Raw genomic sequence first — 17,560 nt, 5'->3', positions numbered from 1 at the left:
GCAAAACCTGAGGCAAGCGCCTCTAGCCCTTACCCTTCGCATGTGCCGCCAGTCGTTCCAGGGCGGCACGCAGCTTGGGGTCGGTGATGCCTTCAGCGGAATCGCGAATGCTCTCGGCAGCATTGAGTGACAGTTCGGTGGTATTGCCGCCGCGCTTGGCCGGGATCAGTGGTGGCTGCACCTTGTACAGGATGCGCTGCAGGTTGCCGAACGCTTCAAGTGCCTGCAGCTGGCGCATCAGGCGCTTCTGCTGGTAGCGCAGGCGCGTGGCCCAGTGCCCGTCGGTGACCACCAGCAACAAGGTGCCATCGCGCCACGAGGCTACATGGCAATGCTCGCGCGCGGCCGGTTGCAACTGGCTTTCCAGCAGGCGTTGCAGATGCTCCAGGCGTTCGGCCTGGTTCAGCAGCAGGCGCAGCGGGCGCACCTGGCGCAACAGTGCGGAAGGCGGCTGGGCGGGGGAGGGTTTGAAGGCCATGGGGGTACGCATGAGGTTACAAGATGAGCAGTCTAACATCTCTGCTGGCTGTACCGGCCTATCGCCGGCAAGCCGGCTCCCACAGGTACTGCGCAGGGCTTGAGGCCTGTGGATATTTCTGTGGGAGCCGGCTTGCCGGCGATAGAGCCGGTACGTTTCATCATGCTCTGGGTTGAACTCAAGGAAAATGCCCTTATCTTAGAAACGCCCCCCTAAGCGCTGTGCCAGCATCGTGGAAATCCACCACTTTCCTCACCATCGTTTCCGGGTAGAATGCTCGTTCGCATGCGGCCTCAGGGCTGCACGGGCGACTCATGGGGCCGCCCTCCATCCCTACGTGTGGAAGATCCTGCCGATATGTTTGCGCCTTTGTTAAAGAAACTTTTTGGAAGCAAGAACGAGCGTGAAGTCAAACGCATGCTCAAGACGGTGAATATCGTCAATGCCTTCGAAGAGAAAATGGTCGCCCTCTCCGATGAGCAACTGCGCGCCAAGACCGCAGAGTTCAAGGAGCGCCTGGCCAAAGGCGAGACACTGGACCAACTGCTGCCCGAAGCCTTCGCTGTGGCCCGTGAGGCCGGCAAGCGGGTGATGGGCATGCGCCACTTCGATGTGCAGCTGATCGGCGGCATGACCCTGCACGAGGGCATGATCGCAGAAATGCGTACCGGTGAAGGCAAGACCTTGGTCGGTACCCTGGCCGTCTACCTGAACGCGCTGTCCGGCAAAGGCGTGCACGTGGTCACGGTCAACGACTACCTGGCCCGCCGCGACGCCAACTGGATGCGCCCGCTCTACGAGTTCCTCGGCCTGTCCGTGGGCATCGTCTCGGCCTTCCAGCCGCCGGAAGAAAAGCGCGCTGCCTATGCGGCCGACATCACCTACGGCACCAACAACGAATTCGGTTTCGACTACCTGCGCGACAACATGGCGTTCAGCCAGGAAGAGAAGTTCCAGCGTGAACTGAACTTCGCCGTGATCGATGAAGTCGACTCGATCCTCATCGACGAAGCCCGTACTCCGCTGATCATCTCCGGCCAGGCCGAAGACAGCTCCAAGCTGTACATCGAGATCAACCGCCTGATCCCGCGCCTGACCCAGCACATCGAGGAAGTCGAAGGCCAGGTCACCCAGGAAGGCCACTTCACCATCGACGAGAAGAGCCGCCAGGTCGAGCTCAACGAAGCGGGCCACCAGTTCATCGAAGAGATGCTCACCCAGTCCGGCCTGCTGGCCGAAGGCGAGAGCCTCTACTCGGCGCACAACCTGAGCCTGCTGACTCACGTCTACGCCGGCCTGCGTGCGCACAAGCTGTTCCACCGCAACATCGAGTACATCGTCCAGGACGGCCAGGTCCTGCTGATCGACGAACACACCGGCCGTACCATGCCCGGCCGTCGCCTGTCCGAGGGCCTGCACCAGGCCATCGAGGCGAAAGAGAACCTGAACATCCAGGCCGAAAGCCAGACCCTGGCTTCGACCACCTTCCAGAACTACTTCCGCCTCTACACCAAGCTGTCCGGCATGACCGGTACGGCCGACACCGAAGCGTTCGAGTTCCAGTCCATCTACGGCCTCAACGTGATGGTCATCCCGCCGAACAAGCCGCTGGCGCGCAAGGACTTCAACGACCTGGTGTACCTGACCGCCGACGAGAAATACGCCGCGATCATCGCCGACATCAAGGAAAGCATGACCCAGGGCCGTCCGGTGCTGGTGGGTACGGCGACCATCGAAACTTCCGAGCACATGTCGAACCTGCTCAAGAAGGAAGGTATCGACCACAAGGTCCTGAACGCCAAGTACCACGAGAAGGAAGCCGAGATCATCGCCCAGGCCGGTGCCCCGGGCGCGCTGACCATCGCCACCAACATGGCTGGCCGTGGTACCGACATTCTCCTGGGCGGTAACTGGGAAGCCGAAGTGGCGGCCCTGGAAAACCCAAGCGCCGAGCAGATCGCCCAGATCAAGGCCGATTGGCAGAAGCGTCACCAGCAGGTGATCGAGACCGGCGGTCTGCACGTGATCGCTTCCGAGCGCCATGAGTCGCGCCGTATCGACAACCAGCTGCGTGGCCGTTCCGGCCGTCAGGGCGACCCGGGTTCCAGCCGCTTCTACCTGTCGCTGGAAGACAGCCTGATGCGCATCTTCGCCTCCGATCGGGTGAAGAACTTCATGAAGGCGCTGGGCATGCAGTCCGGCGAGGCCATCGAGCACCGCATGGTCACCAACGCCATCGAGAAGGCGCAGCGCAAGGTCGAAGGCCGCAACTTCGACATTCGCAAGCAGCTGCTCGAATACGATGACGTGGCCAACGAACAGCGCAAGGTGATCTACCACATGCGCAACAGCCTGCTGGCCGCCGAGAACATCGGCGACACCATCGAGGAGTTCCGCAAGGAAGTGCTGGATGCCACCATCAGCCAGCACATTCCGCCACAATCGTTGCCCGAGCAGTGGGACGTGTCCGGCCTGGAAGCGGCGCTGGCCAGCGATTTCGCGATCAAGCTGCCGATCCAGCAGTGGCTCGACGAGGACGATCACCTCTACGAAGAGACCCTGCGCGAGAAGCTGCTGAAGGAAATCACCGACGCCTACACCGAGAAGGAAGACCAGGCCGGCATCGACGCCCTGCGCACCTTCGAGAAGCAGATCCTGCTGCGCGTGCTGGACGACCTGTGGAAAGATCACCTGTCGACCATGGACCACCTGCGCCACGGCATCCACCTGCGCGGCTATGCGCAGAAGAACCCGAAACAAGAGTACAAGCGCGAGTCGTTCAGCCTGTTCCAGGAGCTGCTCGAGTCGATCAAGCGCGACACCATTCGTGTGCTCTCGCACGTTCAGGTCCGCCGCGAAGACCCGGCCGAGGAAGAAGCGCGCCTGCGTCGCGAAGCCGAGGAACTGGCCAGCCGCATGCAGTTTCAGCATGCCGCCGCGCCTGGCCTGGAAAGCGAGCAGCTGAGCGAGGAGGGTGCTGAGGTGGCCGTGGCGGCTGCCCCGGTGCGCAACGATCAGAAGCTGGGCCGCAACGAGCCGTGCTGGTGTGGTTCGGGCAAGAAATTCAAGCATTGCCATGGTCAGATTGAGTGATCTGATCCACTCGCTGTAACGTGATGACACCGGGGGCCGCTTTGCGGCCCTTTCGCGACACAAGGCCGCTCCTACAGGAATCGCAGTGATCCTGTAGGAGCGGCCTTGTGTCGCGATGGGGCACAAAGCGGCCCCGCCTTTCGCTATCAACCGATTTTTCTAGGAGCGCTCTAATGGCTGTTGGTCTTGGTCCTTTGCCCACCCTGCACCCGGTTCCGGGTTTTGAACTCGGCATCGCTTCTGCCGGCATCAAGCGCCCAGGGCGCAAGGACGTAGTGGTCATGCGCTGCGCCGAAGGCTCCAGCGTGGCCGGTGTGTTCACCCTCAACGCCTTCTGCGCTGCACCGGTGATCCTCTCCAAGCAGCGCGTTCAGGGCACTGTGCGCTACCTGCTGACCAACACCGGCAATGCCAACGCCGGCACCGGCGCCCCAGGCCTGGCCGCCGCCGAGCGCACCTGCGCCAAACTGGCCGAGCTGGCCGGTGTGCCTGCCGAGGCGGTGCTGCCATTTTCCACCGGTGTGATCGGTGAGCCGCTGCCGGTGGAGAAAATCGAAGGTGCCCTGCAGGCTGCGCTGGACGACCTGTCGGAAAACAACTGGGCAGAAGCCGCCACCGGCATCATGACCACTGACACCCTGCCCAAGGGTGCCAGCCGCCAGTTCCAGCACGATGGTGTGACCGTCACCGTGACCGGCATCAGCAAGGGCGCCGGCATGATCCGCCCGAACATGGCGACCATGCTCGGCTACATTGCCACCGACGCCAAAGTCTCCTCGGCAGTGCTCAAGGACCTGATGCTCGACGGCGCCAACAAGTCGTTCAACCGCATCACCATCGACGGCGACACCTCGACCAACGACTGCTGCATGCTGATCGCCACCGGCAAGGCCAACCTGCCGGAAGTCACCGAAGCCAGCGGCGCGCTGTTCGAAGCGCTGAAGAAGGCCGTGTTCGAAGTGTGCATGGAAGTGGCCCAGGCCATCGTCCGCGACGGCGAAGGCGCGACCAAGTTCGTCACCGTGCAGGTCAACGGCGGTGGTAACCACCAGGAATGCCTGGACGTCGGTTATGCCGTGGCCCACTCGCCGCTGATCAAGACTGCGCTGTTTGCCTCGGACCCGAACTGGGGGCGTATCCTGGCTGCCGTGGGCCGTGCCGGGGTGCCGGAGCTGGATGTCAGCCTGATCGACGTGTACCTGGACAGCGTCTGCATCGCCAGCAAGGGCGGTCGCAGCCCGAGCTACACCGAGGCGCAAGGCTCGGCGGTGATGGCGCAGGAAGAGATCACCATCCGTATCGAGCTGGGCCGTGGCCAGTGCAGCGAAACCATCTGGACCACCGATCTGTCCCACGAATACGTGAAGATCAACGCCGAATACCGCACCTGATCCAGGGGCCTCATCGCCGGCAAGCCGGCTCCCCCAGGTATTGCACTGACTTTCGTGTGGGAGCTGGCTTGCCAGCGATGGGCTGCAACGCAGCCCCAAACCCTCAAACCAATGGAGCCGACCCATGAGCTATCACCTGATCATCGGCGACAAGCTGTATTCCTCCTGGTCGCTACGCGGCGCCCTGGCCCTCGAACTGGCTGGCGTGCCTTACGAAGAAACCCTGATCAAGCTGCACCAGCCCGACACGCGGCAGCGTCTTCTGGCGTTCTCCGCCACTGGCAAGGTGCCGCTGCTCAAGACCGAGCATGGCGTGATCGCCGACTCCCTGGCCATCGCCGAATACCTCAACGAACAGCACCCCGAAGCGCAACTCTGGCCCGCCGACGTGGCCGCCCGGGCCCAGGCCCGCTCTGCCTGCGCGCAGATGCACAGCGGCTTCTTCGCCTTGCGCGGGGCAATGCCGTTCGACCTGTCCCGTGACCAGGCGCTGGAAAACGTGCCACTGGACGTGCAGGTGGATATCGACCGGATCGTCGCACTGTGGTCCGAATGCCGCCTGGTGGCCAAGGACAACGGCCCGTTCCTGTTCGGCAGGCCCACGCTGGTGGATGCCTTCTTCGCCCCGGTAGCCGTGCGTCTGCGCAGCTATCGCGTGGAAGTGCCGGCGGAGGCTGCAACGTACATCGAGACCATTTACCAGTGGCCGGCCTTCAAGGCCTGGCAGCAAGCTGGCCTGGCGGAGCGTCTAGGGTGAAACGGATTCATGTAGTAGCGGCCGTCATTCGCGGCGCCGACGGCCGTATCCTCATCGCGCGTCGCGCGGATACCCAGCACCAGGGCGGCCTGTGGGAGTTCCCCGGTGGCAAGGTGGAGGAGGGCGAAGGTGTCGAAGCGGCACTCGCCCGTGAGCTGCGCGAGGAGCTGGGTATCGAAGTGACTCGCTCGCGGGCGCTGATCAAGGTCAGCCACGATTATCCGGACAAGCAGGTGCTGCTGGATGTTCGCGAGGTGGACGCTTTCACCGGCGAGCCCCATGGCGCCGAGGGCCAGCCACTGGCCTGGGTGGCACCACGGGACTTGGCGCAGTACGACTTCCCCGAGGCCAACAAGCCGATCGTCGCTGCGGCGCGCCTGCCGGACCAGTACCTGATCACCCCGGACGACCTGGAAGTGCCTGCGCTGCTCAAGGGTATCCAGAAGGCAGTGGCATCCGGCACCCGCCTGATCCAGCTGCGAGCGCCGGACATGTACGACCCCAAGTACCGTGACGTCGCGGTGGATGCGGTGGGCCTGTGCGCGGGCAAGGCGCAGCTGATGCTCAAGGGGCCGCTGGAGTGGCTGGGCGACTTCCCTTCGGCCGGCTGGCACCTGACTGCGGCGCAACTGCGCAAGTATGCGGCAAAGGGCCGGCCGTTCCCGAAAGAGCGGTGGCTGGCGGCGTCCTGTCACAGTGCCGAGGAGCTGGCGTTGGCCGAGCAGATGGGCGTGGATTTCGTCACCCTGTCGCCGGTGCAGCCGACCCAGACCCATCCTGATGCACAGCCGCTGGGTTGGGATGAGGCGCAGCGGTTGATTGCCGAGTTCACGCACCCTGTGTTCTTGCTGGGTGGCGTCGGACCCTGTGACCGGGAAAAGGCCTGGGAGGCCGGGGCTCAAGGTGTTGCCGGGATTCGGGCGTTTTGGCCTGAGGCCTGAGCAGCTGGGGCCGCTGTGCGGCCCAATCGCCGGCAAGCCGGCTCCCACAAGAGGAGCGGTGCAATACCCCAGCGATATCAGCCCTGTGGCTTTTCTGCAGGCTGCCAAAGCACTTCAGCCACCCCCTGCCGCCGCCCGATGATCCGCGCTGCAACAAACAGCAGATCCGAAAGCCGGTTGATATACGCCAACCCAACCCCTTCCAGCGGCTCCACGGCATTCAACTGCTGACAACGCCGCTCCGCGCTGCGCGCCAGGCTTCGGCAGACATGGGCCTGAGCGACCAGCGCCGAACCGCTGGGCAGGATGAAGTTCTTCAACGGCCCCAGTTCCTCGTTCCACACATCGATGGCCGCTTCCAGCCGTTCCACTTCGGCCTGGTTCAGCGCCTGGTAGCTGGGCATCGCCAGTTCACCCCCGAGGTCGAACAAGCGATGCTGGCATGGCGCCAGGACTGTACTCACCTCATCCATCCCCAGTTCCGCCAACCCTGCGAGCAACAGCCCAAGCTGGCTGTTGAGGCTGTCCACCTCGCCAATCGCTTCGACCCGCGGATGGTCCTTGGGAACCCGACGCCCGTCGCCCAGGCCGGTTTCGCCCTTGTCGCCGGTGCGGGTGTAGATCTTCGACAGGCGATAGCCCATGTCATGCCTCCGTAGTATTCGGCGTTGCCGCTGTCGGCTGGCCGAGGGGCAGGCGCAGGGTGAAGCAGGTGCCCTGGCCGGGCGTGGACTGCACTTCCATCTGCCCCTTGTGGTTGTTGGTGATGATGAAGTACGACACCGACAGGCCGAGCCCGGTGCCCTGGCCGATTTCCTTGGTGGTGAAGAACGGCTCGAAGGTGCGCTTGCGCACGGCTTCGGGCATGCCGACGCCATTGTCCTCGACCTGGATCTCGGCCCACGGCGGGTTGAGCCGGGTGCGCAGGACGATGCGCCCGGGTTCGTTGGCCTGGGGCCGCTGGTGGATGGCCTGGGCGGCGTTTTTCAGCAGGTTCAGCAGCACCTGTTCCAGTTCGTTGGCCGTGCAAGGCACAGGCCCGAGGTTGGGGTCGAACTGACGGACGATGGCCTGGCCCTTGAAATCGAAGCCGATGGTCAGGTCGAAGTCGTTGCCGGCGATTTCCACGGCCTGGTCGATCAGCGAGGGCAGGTCGCAGGGGGCCAGCTGGCGATTGCTGCGGCGGCTGAAGCTGAGCATGTGGGTGACGATCTTGGCTGCCCGGGTGCCAGCCTGCTGGATGCCATCGAGCAGCTGGGGCACCTCGCGGTTTTCCAGGTAACGGTTGACGCTGGGCAGGTCGATGCCCAGCTCGCTGGCCTGTTCCTGGTTGCGCGGCAGCTCCGGCGACAGGCGCCGACGAATGTTCTGCACGTTGTGCAGGATCGCGCCCAGCGGGTTGTTGATTTCGTGCGCCATGCCGGCTGCCAGGCCGCCGACCGAGAGCATTTTCTCCGACTGCACCATCATTTCCTCGAGTGACAGGCGCTGGGTGATGTCGTCGATACGAATGACCACGCCACGGCCACCACCGCCCATCAGCGGGTAGAAAGTCAGGGCGTAGTGGCGCAGGTCGTCGCCCTTGGGCCAGGTGACCCGCTCGATCTTCGCCACCCGATGCTTCTCCACGGTTTCCTTGAGCTGCGGCAGAAACGGCTTGAGGGGCTCGAAGGCGATGAAGATCGGCTGGTTCAGCGCCTCGTCCAGCGGCGTGCCGGAGAGCACCGTGGCTTCGTGGTTCCACTGGGTGACGTAGAGTTGTTCGTCAAGGGCGATCAAGGCCGACGGCATGGAGTCGATGATGCTGTTGAGGTAGTTCTGGAAGCCCGTCAGTTTCTTCTCGATCTTGCTGCGCACCTGGACTTCCAGCTCCAGCTTGCGGTTGGTATGGCGGGTTTCCTCGGCCAGGCCCTGGGCCTGGTCATAGGCCATCTGGAATTCGTCGCGGGTGCGCTTGAGCTGTTGTTCGCGGGCTTCGATACGCGACAGCATGGTGTTGAAGGCCTGGGCCAGGCTGCCGATCTCGTCGTCGTTGCCACGGGTGGCACGCAGGGCGTAGCTCTCTTCGCGGGTGACCTGACGGCTGAGCTCTTCGAGCTGGTTGATCGGCTGGGTGATCAGGCGCTTGATCTGCCGGGCGATGACCAGCCACAGCAGCACGCTGAACACCAGGATCGCCAGGCTGGCGCTCAGCGTGCCGGTGTAGAAGGCGATCGGCAGTTCGCTGCTGGCCACCAGCAGCAGGTGCGCAGGCGGGCTGGCCTCGCGGGGAATGCGAATCAGCTGGGTGCTGCGAAACTCCATCAGCCGCCAGCCATCGATGTTGCGGTATCGCTTGGGCAGGGCGAGGGGTTCACCATGCTGCAACTGGGCGAGCATGCGCCCATCGCCGCCATACAGGGCTGCGGCGCGCAGCGGGGTGTAGCTGTCCAGCTCCTTGAGCAGGGCTGTGGCGTTCTCTGCATTGTCACCCGCACGAGCCGACAGCTGCGGGTTGGCCACCAGCCGGCCGATGGTCTGCAGCGCCTGCGGCGCCATGCTTTCCTGGGTGATCCAGTAGGCGGCGCTGATGAAGGTCAGGTTGGCCACCAGCAGGATGGTCACCAGCAGCACCAGCAGGGCGGCCAGCAACTTCTGCCCGACCGGGAGGTTTTCCAGGCGTTGGCGCAGGGTCATGGGCGAGGCAATGTCCGTATCCGGTTGTAGGGGGCCGCGTCAGGCGCTGGGCAACTCGCGCGCTCGCAGGTTATCGACCAGGCGCTGGTGCAGGCGTTCCAGCCGTGGCAGCGCCCCGCCATGTCGCGCTGCCACCCTGCAGGCGTGGCCGAGCAGGTAATGCACCTCGGTACGCCGGCCGGCGCGCACGTCCTGGTACATGGAAGAGTAGTTGGCTGCGGTGGCGAGGATTACCCGTTGCACTTCCTCGCTCAGGTTATCGGCAGCCTCCGGCTGGCCGCAGCGCTGCAGCAACTCGCCCAGTTCGTCACACAGGCCGTCGACTTCGTCCAGGTACCCGAGCAGGCCGCCATTCTGGCAGTCGTGCAACACGGTCAGCGGATTGATGGCGCAGTTGAGCGCCAGCTTGCGCCACAGGCGGGTGAGGATATCCACTGTCCACTCGGCAGGGATACCGGCGTCCCGCAGATCGTCGAACCATTCAGGGATGCCAGGGCTGGCCGGATCGCCCAGCCAGTTGAAACCCTGCCCGGCAAAGCGCACCTGCCAGTCGTCCTCGCGGTATGCGCCTTCGGTACTGGAGGCGAATATGCAACGGGCGTGGGGGACCTGGTCGGCGACTTCGTCCTGGCTGCCCAGGCCGTTCTGCAGCAGGACGATTTCCGCCCCCTCGGCCAGTCGCGGGGCCAGGCGAGCGATCGCAGGCCCGGCGTCATAGGCCTTGCAGGCCAGCAGCAGGCGGTGGATCGGCCCACTGGCGTCGGCCGTTTCGGCGGGGATCGCGTAGCGGGTGGCCCGATCCTGTTCCGCCAGGGTCAGGCCGCCGGCCTGTTGATAGGCATTGAGCCGCCGCCCATCGCGCAGGATCAGTCGCGTTGCCTTGCCCGCCCGTGCCAGGCGGCAGGCCCAGAGGCTGCCGAGGCTACCGGCGCCGAGAATATGCCAGGTGCTGCTCATCTGCGTTTCGCAACCCGTTATAATGAGTCCGCATTTTAACCGTCAAACCCCGCGCGCTCCATCTTCATGCCGAGCGCGCTTTTATTTTGGAGATCGACCATGCCTTCGTTCGACGTGGTATCGGAACTGGACAAGCACGAAGTGCAGAACGCTGTGGACAATGCCATCAAGGAACTTGACCGTCGCTACGACCTCAAGGGCAAAGGCACCTTCGAGTTCAAGGAGAAGGACCAGACCGTGCTGCTGACCGCCGAGGAAGAGTTCCAGCTCGAGGCGATGCTGGAAATCCTGCGCCTGGCCCTGGTCAAGCGCAAGATCGACGTCAAGTGCCTGGAAACCAAGGATCCTTACCCTTCGGGCAAGGAAAAGAAGCAGGAAGCCAAGTTCCGCGAAGGTATCGACAAGGACCTGGCCAAGAAGATCGTCGCTGCGATCAAGGACGGCAAGCTCAAGGTCCAGGCCGCCATCCAGGGCGAGCAGGTGCGTGTCACCGGCAAGAAGCGCGATGACCTGCAGGAAGCCATTGCCCTGCTGCGCACCAAGGAATTCGACATGCCGCTGCAGTTCAACAACTTCCGCGACTGATCGAAGCGCCGCCCGGAACCCCGATGGCGCAATGATGTCCATGGGGGCCATGGCCGCGTAAATCTGCGCGGCCCGATTTACCGTGTACTTGCCGTTCGGCATCAGGAGATGAACATGGATTTGAACGCTGAAGTCGATCAACTGGTCCGCCAGTCGCAGACCTGGATCCCGATGATCATGGAATACGGCAGCCGCCTGTTGCTGGCGCTGCTGACACTGGCCATCGGCTGGTGGTTGATCAACAAGCTCAGCGCGCGTCTGGGCAAGCTGGTCGGCCTGCGCGCCGACGCGGCATTGCAGAGCTTCATCAGCACCTTGGCCAACATCGTGCTCAAGGTACTGCTGATGGTCAGCGTGGCGTCGATGATCGGTATCGAAACCACCTCGTTCGTCGCCGCCATCGGTGCCGCCGGCCTGGCCATCGGCCTGGCCCTGCAGGGCAGCCTGGCGAACTTCGCCGGCGGCGTGCTGATCCTGATGTTCCGCCCGTTCCGCATCGGTGACTGGATCGAGGCCCAGGGGGTAGCGGGGACCGTCGACAGTATCCAGATCTTCCACACCGTGCTGCGCACCGGTGACAACAAGACCGTGATCATGCCCAACGGTGCCCTGTCCAACGGCATCATCACCAACACCAACCGCCAGCCGACGCGCAAGGTCGTGTTCGACGTCGGCGTGGATTATGACGCCGACCTGCAGAAGGCGCGCAACGTATTGCTGGAGCTGGCGCAGGATCCGCGGGTGTTGCCAGACCCGGCGCCGCAGGCAGTGGTCGCGACCTTGGGTGACAGCTCGATCACCGTGTCGTTGCGCTTGTGGACCAAGACCAGCGATTACTGGGATGTGGTGTTCATGCTCAACGAGCATGCGCGTGACCGGTTGAAGGCCGAAGGCATCGACATTCCGTTTCCGCAGCGCGTGATTCGTGTGGTGCAGGAAACGGCTGCTCAGTAACGCCGCACTGTAATCGGGGGGGCCGCTCTGCGGCCCCATTTTTTACACTTGCTCACAGCATGATCGCGCCTTTTCTGGCATATACCCTGACCCCACCTGTCTGCACCCGATACCCACCATGACGCCATTGCTGCACATCACCCCCCGCCGAGCCCTGCTGTTCGGCCTGACCCTGGCCCTGTTCGAACTGCTGACCTACCTGGCCAGCGACGCCGTCATGCCAGCCATGCCCGTGGTGGTCGATCACCTGAGCGCCAGCCCCGAATACATCCCTCTCGCGCTCAACCTGTACCTGCTCGGTGGCGTGGTCCTGCAGTGGCTGATCGGCCCGCTGGCCGACCGCTATGGTCGTCGGCCGTTGCTGCTGGCCGGGTGTGCCTTCTTCGGCGTGGCCTGCCTGGCGACCTACTGGGTGCAGGACATCGGTCTGTTCAACCTGCTGCGCCTGCTGCAGGGCATCGGCCTGGGGTTCGTGGTGACGGTCAGCTATCCGGCACTGAACGAAGCGTTCAGTGAAGCCGACGCAGTGCGGATGATGGCCCTGCTGGCCAACATCGCCTTGCTCTCGCCATTGTTGGGTCCGCTGGTAGGGACCTTGATGCTGCAGTGGCTGGACTGGCGCTGGCTGTTCGTGGCATTCGCCATCGGCGCGGTGCTGTGCTGGTTGCAGCTGTACCGCCTGATGCCGGAAACCCTTGGAGTGGAACGCCGCGACGGCTCGTGCCTGGTATTCACCCCGATTCACCTTCTGCCGCTGCTGGCGGGCTACGGCCAGTTGCTGGCCAACCGCAAGTTCGTTGCGGGCAGTGCGGCACTTGGGCTGGTGGGCCTGCCGCTGATCGGCTGGATCGGCCTTTCGCCGGTACTGCTGATTCACGATGAAGGCCTGAGCACGATGGCCTATGCGCTGTGGCCGGGGCGTTGGCGCTGTGGCCGTTGTGGTTTGTCGTCGGTGGGCGACCAGGGGAAGGGGCTGTAGCGCAGTAGTGGCCGCGCCGGCCCTATCGCCGGCAAGCCGGCTCCCACAGGAGGGGAGCGCGGTGCTATCTGTGTGGGAGCCGGTTTGCCGACGACAAGGCCAGTACAGTCAGCGACACATCTCAGGGCCGCTCGGCCGCCGAACTCTCCACCGGCACCTGCTTGCCTCGAAGGGTCTCCTGACGCCAGTGCAAGGCAATCAGGATCAACGTCGGCACGCCCAGCAGCGCAGTGATCAGGAAGAAGTCGTGGTACCCGAACTTTTCCACCATCACCCCCGAATAGCCCCCGATCAGGCGCGGCAGCAGCAGCATGATCGAGCTCAGCAGCGCATATTGCGTGGCCGAGAACTTCAGGTTGGTCAGGCTCGACAGGTAGGCGACAAAGGCCGAGGTGGCCAGACCTGAACTGAAGTTGTCCAGGGAGATGGTCACCACCAGCATCTCCAGGTTCGGCCCCATGTCGGCCAGCATCAGGAACAGGATGTTGGTCGCCGCCGAGGCCGCACCGCCGATGAACAGGATCGGCAGGATGCCGAAGCGCACGATCAGCAGGCCGCCGGCACCGGCGCCGACCAGGGTCATGATCAGACCGAAGACCTTGCTGACGCTGGCGATCTGGTCCTTGGTGAAGCCCATGTCGATGTAGAACACGTTGGCCATCACCCCCATCACCGTATCCGACATGCGATAGGTGGCGATCAGCCCGAGCAGCAGCAGCGCCTGCCAGCGGTAGCGGGTGATGAAGTCGTTGACCGGCGTGAGCACTGGAGCCAGGCCGCGACGGCCCAGGCTCGACAGGCACGCCCAGCTCAGCAGCACATAAAGGATCAGGCGCAGGAACGCCCGGTCTTCGAGCAGCAGGTCAAGCGGGCTGGCCTCGCCGGAGATGACGGTGGACCAGCCGGTGTTGAACATCTGGGTGAAGCTGGCAGGCACCGACACCAGCAGGATGATCAGCACGAACACCGAAGCCATCTGGTGAACCGGGCCATAACGTGCCGCCGACAGCTGGGTGCGCATCGGCACGGGCGGCTCACGCATGATCAGGGTGGTGAACACCGCTGGCACCATCAGCACACCGAACAGCACATAGGTGCCTGCCCAGGCTTTGTGCAGGTAACTGAAGCCGGTCGAACCGAACCATTCGGCGAAGAGCAGCGCGCCGGCGGTGGCGAGCAGGGCGGCCACCCGGTAACCGGCCATGTAGCTGGCAGCGAGCGCTGCCTGGCGCTGATCGTCGGCGATCTCCAGGCGATAGGCATCGACCGCGATGTCCTGGGTGGCCGAGGCGAAGGCCACCAGCACGGCCAGGGCGATCAGCCACGAAAGGTGTTGCTGCGGGTCGCACAGGCTCATGCCGACCAGGCCGATCACCACCAGCGACTGCGACAGCAACAGCCACGAACGGCGTCGACCGAGCCCGCCCAGCAGCGGCAGGCGCCATTGGTCGAGCAGCGGCGACCACACCCACTTGAAGGCATAGGCCAGGCCGATCAGGCTGGCATAGCCAATGGTTTCGCGGGCCACACCGGCTTCGCGCAGCCATACCGAAAGGGTCGAGAACACCAGCATGTAGGGCAAGCCGGCGGCAAAGCCGAGCAGCAGAAGCACCAGGGTTGACGGGCTGGCATAGGCAGCAAGCGCAGCGCGCCAGGTTTTACGGGGCATGGGCCAACATCTGCCTCAAATTTGCGAAAACAAAACGCGCATTCTAACCGCTGTGCTCCATCGGGCGCCAGCCATGGCGTGTCATATCCACACGATTATTGGTCACGTTAACGCCCTCCGCACGCAGTCGTGCACGCTGTTCATCGCCCGCTGGGGTCCCCAGCGCCAGGCTCAAGCGTCCACCCGAGCCCAGTACCCGGTGCCAGGGCAGGCGGGTGTCGCCGGGTAGCTGGCCGAGGGTGCGACCGACCCAACGTGCTGCCCGGCCCAATCCTGCCAGTTCGGCCAATTGCCCATAGCTGACCACCTTGCCTTCGGGCACCTGGCCGAGCACCGAATAGAGGGCCGTTCGTCGGGCCTCCGGCGTTTGCAAAGCATGCTCATATGGCTCGGACATCAGAGCCTCCCTGGCCTGGCGTGAAACCGGACGAGTGGTCGCGGTAAATGAGTATTGAACTCGATGGCATGCTGGTCGGTCTTTCCTTGCTCTGGTCGTCGGCATCTGGATAATGCCCGGCTTTTTTCGTCGAATCGAACCCGTAGCCCGCTTATGTATTCTAGATCCTTGTTTTGCCTGTTGACCGCCTGCCTGTTTGCCGCCCCCGTTCTTGCCGACACCGTCTGGATGAAGAACGGCGATCGTCTGAGCGGCAAGATCCGGGTGTTCGACGGTGGCAAGCTGCTGCTGGAAACACCCTACGGGGGTTCGATCTCGCTGGACTGGAAACAGGTCCAGACCCTGGAAAGCGATCAGGAACTGCTGGTCAAGCAGGACGCCTACAACGGCGAGAAGGCCAAGTCTCTGAAAGCGGCCGAGGCGGGCAAGGTGACCCTGGCCAACGGTGAGGCGCCCAAGACCGTCGAGCTGGCCAGCATCCAGCAGATCATGAAGCCCAAGCCTGTGGTCGAGGATCTGATCTGGAAGGGCAATGTCGACTTGGCGATGGATTACCAGCGCGCCGAAAGCGACAGCGACGACTACGACATCGACTTCAAGACCACGGCCAGGCATGGCCGCTGGCGGCACAATGCCGAAGGCGAATACAACCGCGAGTCCCAGGACGACGAAACCACCACCAACAACTGGAGCGCCGAGTACGCGCTCGACCGCTTCCTCACCGAGCAGTGGTTCTGGCAGGGGCGCCTGGAGTACAAACGCGACCATATCGAGGACCTGGCCCGCCAGCGTACCGTGGGTACCGGCCCTGGCTATCAGTTCTGGGATGACGAACTGGGTGCCTTCTCGCTTGGTTCGCTGATCAACCGCACCGATTTCGAATACCGCGATGGCGCCAAGGACAACTTCTATTCGGCGGCGGTCAAGTGGGACTACAACCGCTACCTGATCGGCAAGAAAGTATCGTTGTTCACCAATGGCGAGCTCGCCAAGCCGTTGGGGGGTGTGGCCAACTACTCCCTCGATGCCGAGGTCGGGCTGCGCTACAAGGTCACCGAATGGGCGTCGCTCAACCTCAAGGCGGAAAAGGACATCATCAGCGGCACGTCCGAGAACGACCTGGACAAGACCCGCTATACCGCCGGCTTCGGCGTGACCTGGTAAAGCAGGCGATCACGCCTGGTGGCAGTGGAGGGTGATAATGCTTATCTTGTCACCCATCCCTTCCGCCGCCAGGAGCGCCTTCAGTGAGTAACAACGCCATTCGCCCCGCCCGGGAACTGCTGCTCAAGGAATACCGCGGTGTGCTCTCGACCCATTCCAAGTCCATGCCTGGCTTCCCGTTCGGCTCCGTGGTGCCGTACTGCCTGGACGCCGACGGCAACCCGCTGATCCTCATCAGCCGAATCGCCCAGCACACCCACAACCTGCAGAAGGACCCCAAGTGCTCGCTGCTGGTGGGCGAGCGCGAAGCCGAGGACGTGCAGGCTGTCGGTCGTCTCACCGTGATGGCCGAGGCGCACAAGCTGGTCGACGAGGCCGCTGTGGAAGCTGCGGCCGAGCGCTACTACCGCTACTTCCCCGATGCTGCCAACTACCACAAGGCCCACGACTTCGACTTCTGGGTGCTGCAGCCGGTACGCCACCGCTACATCGGCGGCTTCGGGGCGATCCACTGGCTCGATCAGGTCACCCTGGCCAACCCGTTCGCGGGCAAGACCGAGGCCAGCATGATCGAGCACATGAACAGCGACCACGCCAACGCCCTCGCCCACTACGTCGAGCTGAGCGAGCTGCCGCGCAGCGCGCAAGCGCAGATGGTCGGCATCGACAGCGAAGGCATGCACCTGCGTATCGGCCAGGGCATCTACTGGTTGCCTTTCCCGGCGACTTGCAATACGCCGACACAAGTTCGCGAAGCCCTGGTTTTGCTGGCGCGCGCCGACCAATGGCCGGCTGCGACTGAAGTCGAAGCTTGAAATCACGCATGCACGCATCCATGTCATGGTCTTACAGGAAGGTTCTCTTCCGTCGAGGAATCCTTTGATGCGTGCTTTTCTATTGCTGTTTCTCCTGTTCCCTGTGCTGGAGCTGTTCGTTTTCGTGAAGGTCAGCGCGGCCATCGGTTTCTTCCCGGCGCTGCTGCTGATCATCGCCGGCTCCGCCTTGGGTGTGCTGGTGATGCGCGTGGCTGGCCTGGCCACGGCCCTGCGTGCCCGTGAAAGCCTGCAGCGTGGCGAACTGCCTGCCGAAGACATGTTCCAGGGTCTGATGCTGGCGGTAGGAGGCGGCCTGTTGCTGCTGCCGGGCTTCATCAGCGACGTGCTGGGCGTGCTCTGCCTGCTGCCGTTCACCCGTCACCTGGCCGCGCGCAAGTTGCGTCAGCGCGCCGAAGCCCAGGCCATGCGCCAGCGTGCATTCCAGGATGACCCGTTGCAGCCACAACCGCGAGACAGTGGCCATCGCCCCAATGTGATCGAGGGCGAATACGAGCGCCGCGACAAGTGAACACCCCCTGGGGCCGCCAAGCGGCCCCAGCCTTTTTCAGGCGGTGAAAAATTTTCCAGGCCAAGCCTTGTAATTGAATATGGCGGCCTCATGTATGTGGTCACCGCAAGGTTTCTGGTGGCGACACCAGACATGACACAGGTGGTTCGTACGTAGCGAGCCATCCCCCGGCAAC

General features: G+C 63.6%; 15 protein-coding genes and 1 pseudogene. 10 read left to right on the top strand and 6 right to left on the bottom strand.

The genetic code is table 11. The features are described 5' to 3' along the window. Positions 1-22: 22 nt before the first annotated feature. A complete protein-coding gene (locus PPL01S_RS18820) occupies positions 23-478 on the bottom strand; it encodes a DUF721 domain-containing protein (protein ID WP_028625781.1) in 456 nt (151 codons plus the stop codon). Between the two features lie 357 nt (positions 479-835). On the opposite strand from PPL01S_RS18820, the gene secA reads away from it, so the two are divergent. The 4 genes from secA to PPL01S_RS18800 all read left to right on the top strand — a co-directional run bounded on the left by secA (position 836) and on the right by PPL01S_RS18800 (position 6,660). Next, positions 836-3,571 (top strand): preprotein translocase subunit SecA, encoded by a 2,736-nt coding sequence (gene secA / locus PPL01S_RS18815; protein WP_016395524.1) that lies wholly within the window; start codon positions 836-838, stop codon positions 3,569-3,571. 173 nt (positions 3,572-3,744) lie between these two features. Further along, positions 3,745-4,962 carry a bifunctional glutamate N-acetyltransferase/amino-acid acetyltransferase ArgJ gene (gene argJ / locus PPL01S_RS18810; RefSeq protein ID WP_016395525.1) on the top strand — a complete coding sequence of 406 codons (1,218 nt, stop codon included), beginning with the start codon at positions 3,745-3,747 and terminating at the stop codon, positions 4,960-4,962. Between the two features lie 124 nt (positions 4,963-5,086). Further along, a complete protein-coding gene (locus tag PPL01S_RS18805) occupies positions 5,087-5,719 on the top strand; it encodes a glutathione S-transferase family protein (RefSeq protein WP_016395526.1) in 633 nt (210 codons plus the stop codon). Beyond that, complete coding sequence (locus PPL01S_RS18800) at positions 5,716-6,660, top strand: Nudix family hydrolase (RefSeq protein ID WP_016395527.1); 945 nt, start codon at positions 5,716-5,718, stop codon at positions 6,658-6,660. Before PPL01S_RS18805 ends, PPL01S_RS18800 begins: the two co-directional genes overlap by 4 nt. Positions 6,661-6,737: 77 nt before the next feature. Here PPL01S_RS18800 and PPL01S_RS18795 read toward each other — a convergent pair whose 3' ends face one another. From PPL01S_RS18795 to PPL01S_RS18785, 3 genes are read right to left on the bottom strand one after another with little or no spacing between them, the layout of a single operon-like run. After that, complete coding sequence (locus PPL01S_RS18795) at positions 6,738-7,304, bottom strand: cob(I)yrinic acid a,c-diamide adenosyltransferase (RefSeq protein WP_016395528.1); 567 nt, start codon at positions 7,302-7,304, stop codon at positions 6,738-6,740. A gap of 1 nt (position 7,305) precedes the next feature. Next, entirely contained in the window at positions 7,306-9,336 is a 2,031-nt protein-coding gene (locus PPL01S_RS18790) for a sensor histidine kinase (RefSeq protein ID WP_028625782.1), read from the bottom strand. Between the two features lie 39 nt (positions 9,337-9,375). Next, positions 9,376-10,293 carry a putative 2-dehydropantoate 2-reductase gene (locus tag PPL01S_RS18785; RefSeq protein WP_028625783.1) on the bottom strand — a complete coding sequence of 306 codons (918 nt, stop codon included), beginning with the start codon at positions 10,291-10,293 and terminating at the stop codon, positions 9,376-9,378. Positions 10,294-10,392: 99 nt separating this feature from the next. On the opposite strand from PPL01S_RS18785, the gene PPL01S_RS18780 reads away from it, so the two are divergent. From PPL01S_RS18780 to PPL01S_RS18770, 3 genes and pseudogenes are all read left to right on the top strand, one after another. After that, positions 10,393-10,878 carry a YajQ family cyclic di-GMP-binding protein gene (locus tag PPL01S_RS18780; RefSeq protein ID WP_016395531.1) on the top strand — a complete coding sequence of 162 codons (486 nt, stop codon included), beginning with the start codon at positions 10,393-10,395 and terminating at the stop codon, positions 10,876-10,878. A 114-nt stretch (positions 10,879-10,992) separates the two neighbouring features. Then, positions 10,993-11,832, top strand: a complete 840-nt coding sequence (locus PPL01S_RS18775; protein ID WP_016395532.1) for a mechanosensitive ion channel family protein — start codon at positions 10,993-10,995, stop codon at positions 11,830-11,832. A 118-nt stretch (positions 11,833-11,950) separates the two neighbouring features. Beyond that, a pseudogene (locus tag PPL01S_RS18770) lies at positions 11,951-12,745 on the top strand (MFS transporter); the annotation flags it as partial. A gap of 187 nt (positions 12,746-12,932) precedes the next feature. Here PPL01S_RS18770 and PPL01S_RS18765 read toward each other — a convergent pair. Further along, entirely contained in the window at positions 12,933-14,480 is a 1,548-nt protein-coding gene (locus PPL01S_RS18765) for an AmpG family muropeptide MFS transporter (RefSeq protein ID WP_028625784.1), read from the bottom strand. 43 nt (positions 14,481-14,523) lie between these two features. After that, on the bottom strand, positions 14,524-14,877 hold the full coding sequence (locus tag PPL01S_RS18760; protein ID WP_028625785.1) for an MGMT family protein: 354 nt from the start codon (positions 14,875-14,877) through the stop codon (positions 14,524-14,526). A gap of 153 nt (positions 14,878-15,030) precedes the next feature. Here PPL01S_RS18760 and PPL01S_RS18755 point away from each other — a divergent pair, with 153 nt between their 5' ends. From PPL01S_RS18755 to PPL01S_RS18745, 3 genes are all read left to right on the top strand, one after another. Continuing rightward, positions 15,031-16,041, top strand: coding sequence for a DUF481 domain-containing protein (locus tag PPL01S_RS18755; protein ID WP_028625786.1), 1,011 nt, complete (start codon positions 15,031-15,033; stop codon positions 16,039-16,041). An 83-nt stretch (positions 16,042-16,124) separates the two neighbouring features. Further along, complete coding sequence (locus PPL01S_RS18750) at positions 16,125-16,856, top strand: HugZ family pyridoxamine 5'-phosphate oxidase (protein WP_016395537.1); 732 nt, start codon at positions 16,125-16,127, stop codon at positions 16,854-16,856. Positions 16,857-16,923: 67 nt separating this feature from the next. After that, the gene (locus tag PPL01S_RS18745) at positions 16,924-17,385 is read left to right on the top strand and encodes an FxsA family protein (protein WP_016395538.1); all 462 of its coding nucleotides are present in this window, start codon (positions 16,924-16,926) and stop codon (positions 17,383-17,385) included. Positions 17,386-17,560: the final 175 nt, after the last annotated feature.

It is taken from the genome of Pseudomonas plecoglossicida NBRC 103162 = DSM 15088 (assembly GCF_000730665.1).
GTDB classification, from domain to species: Bacteria; Pseudomonadota; Gammaproteobacteria; order Pseudomonadales; family Pseudomonadaceae; genus Aquipseudomonas; species Aquipseudomonas plecoglossicida.
Note: the sequence above shows the minus strand (reverse complement) of the source record. Positions and strands in the feature narration are given on the sequence as shown.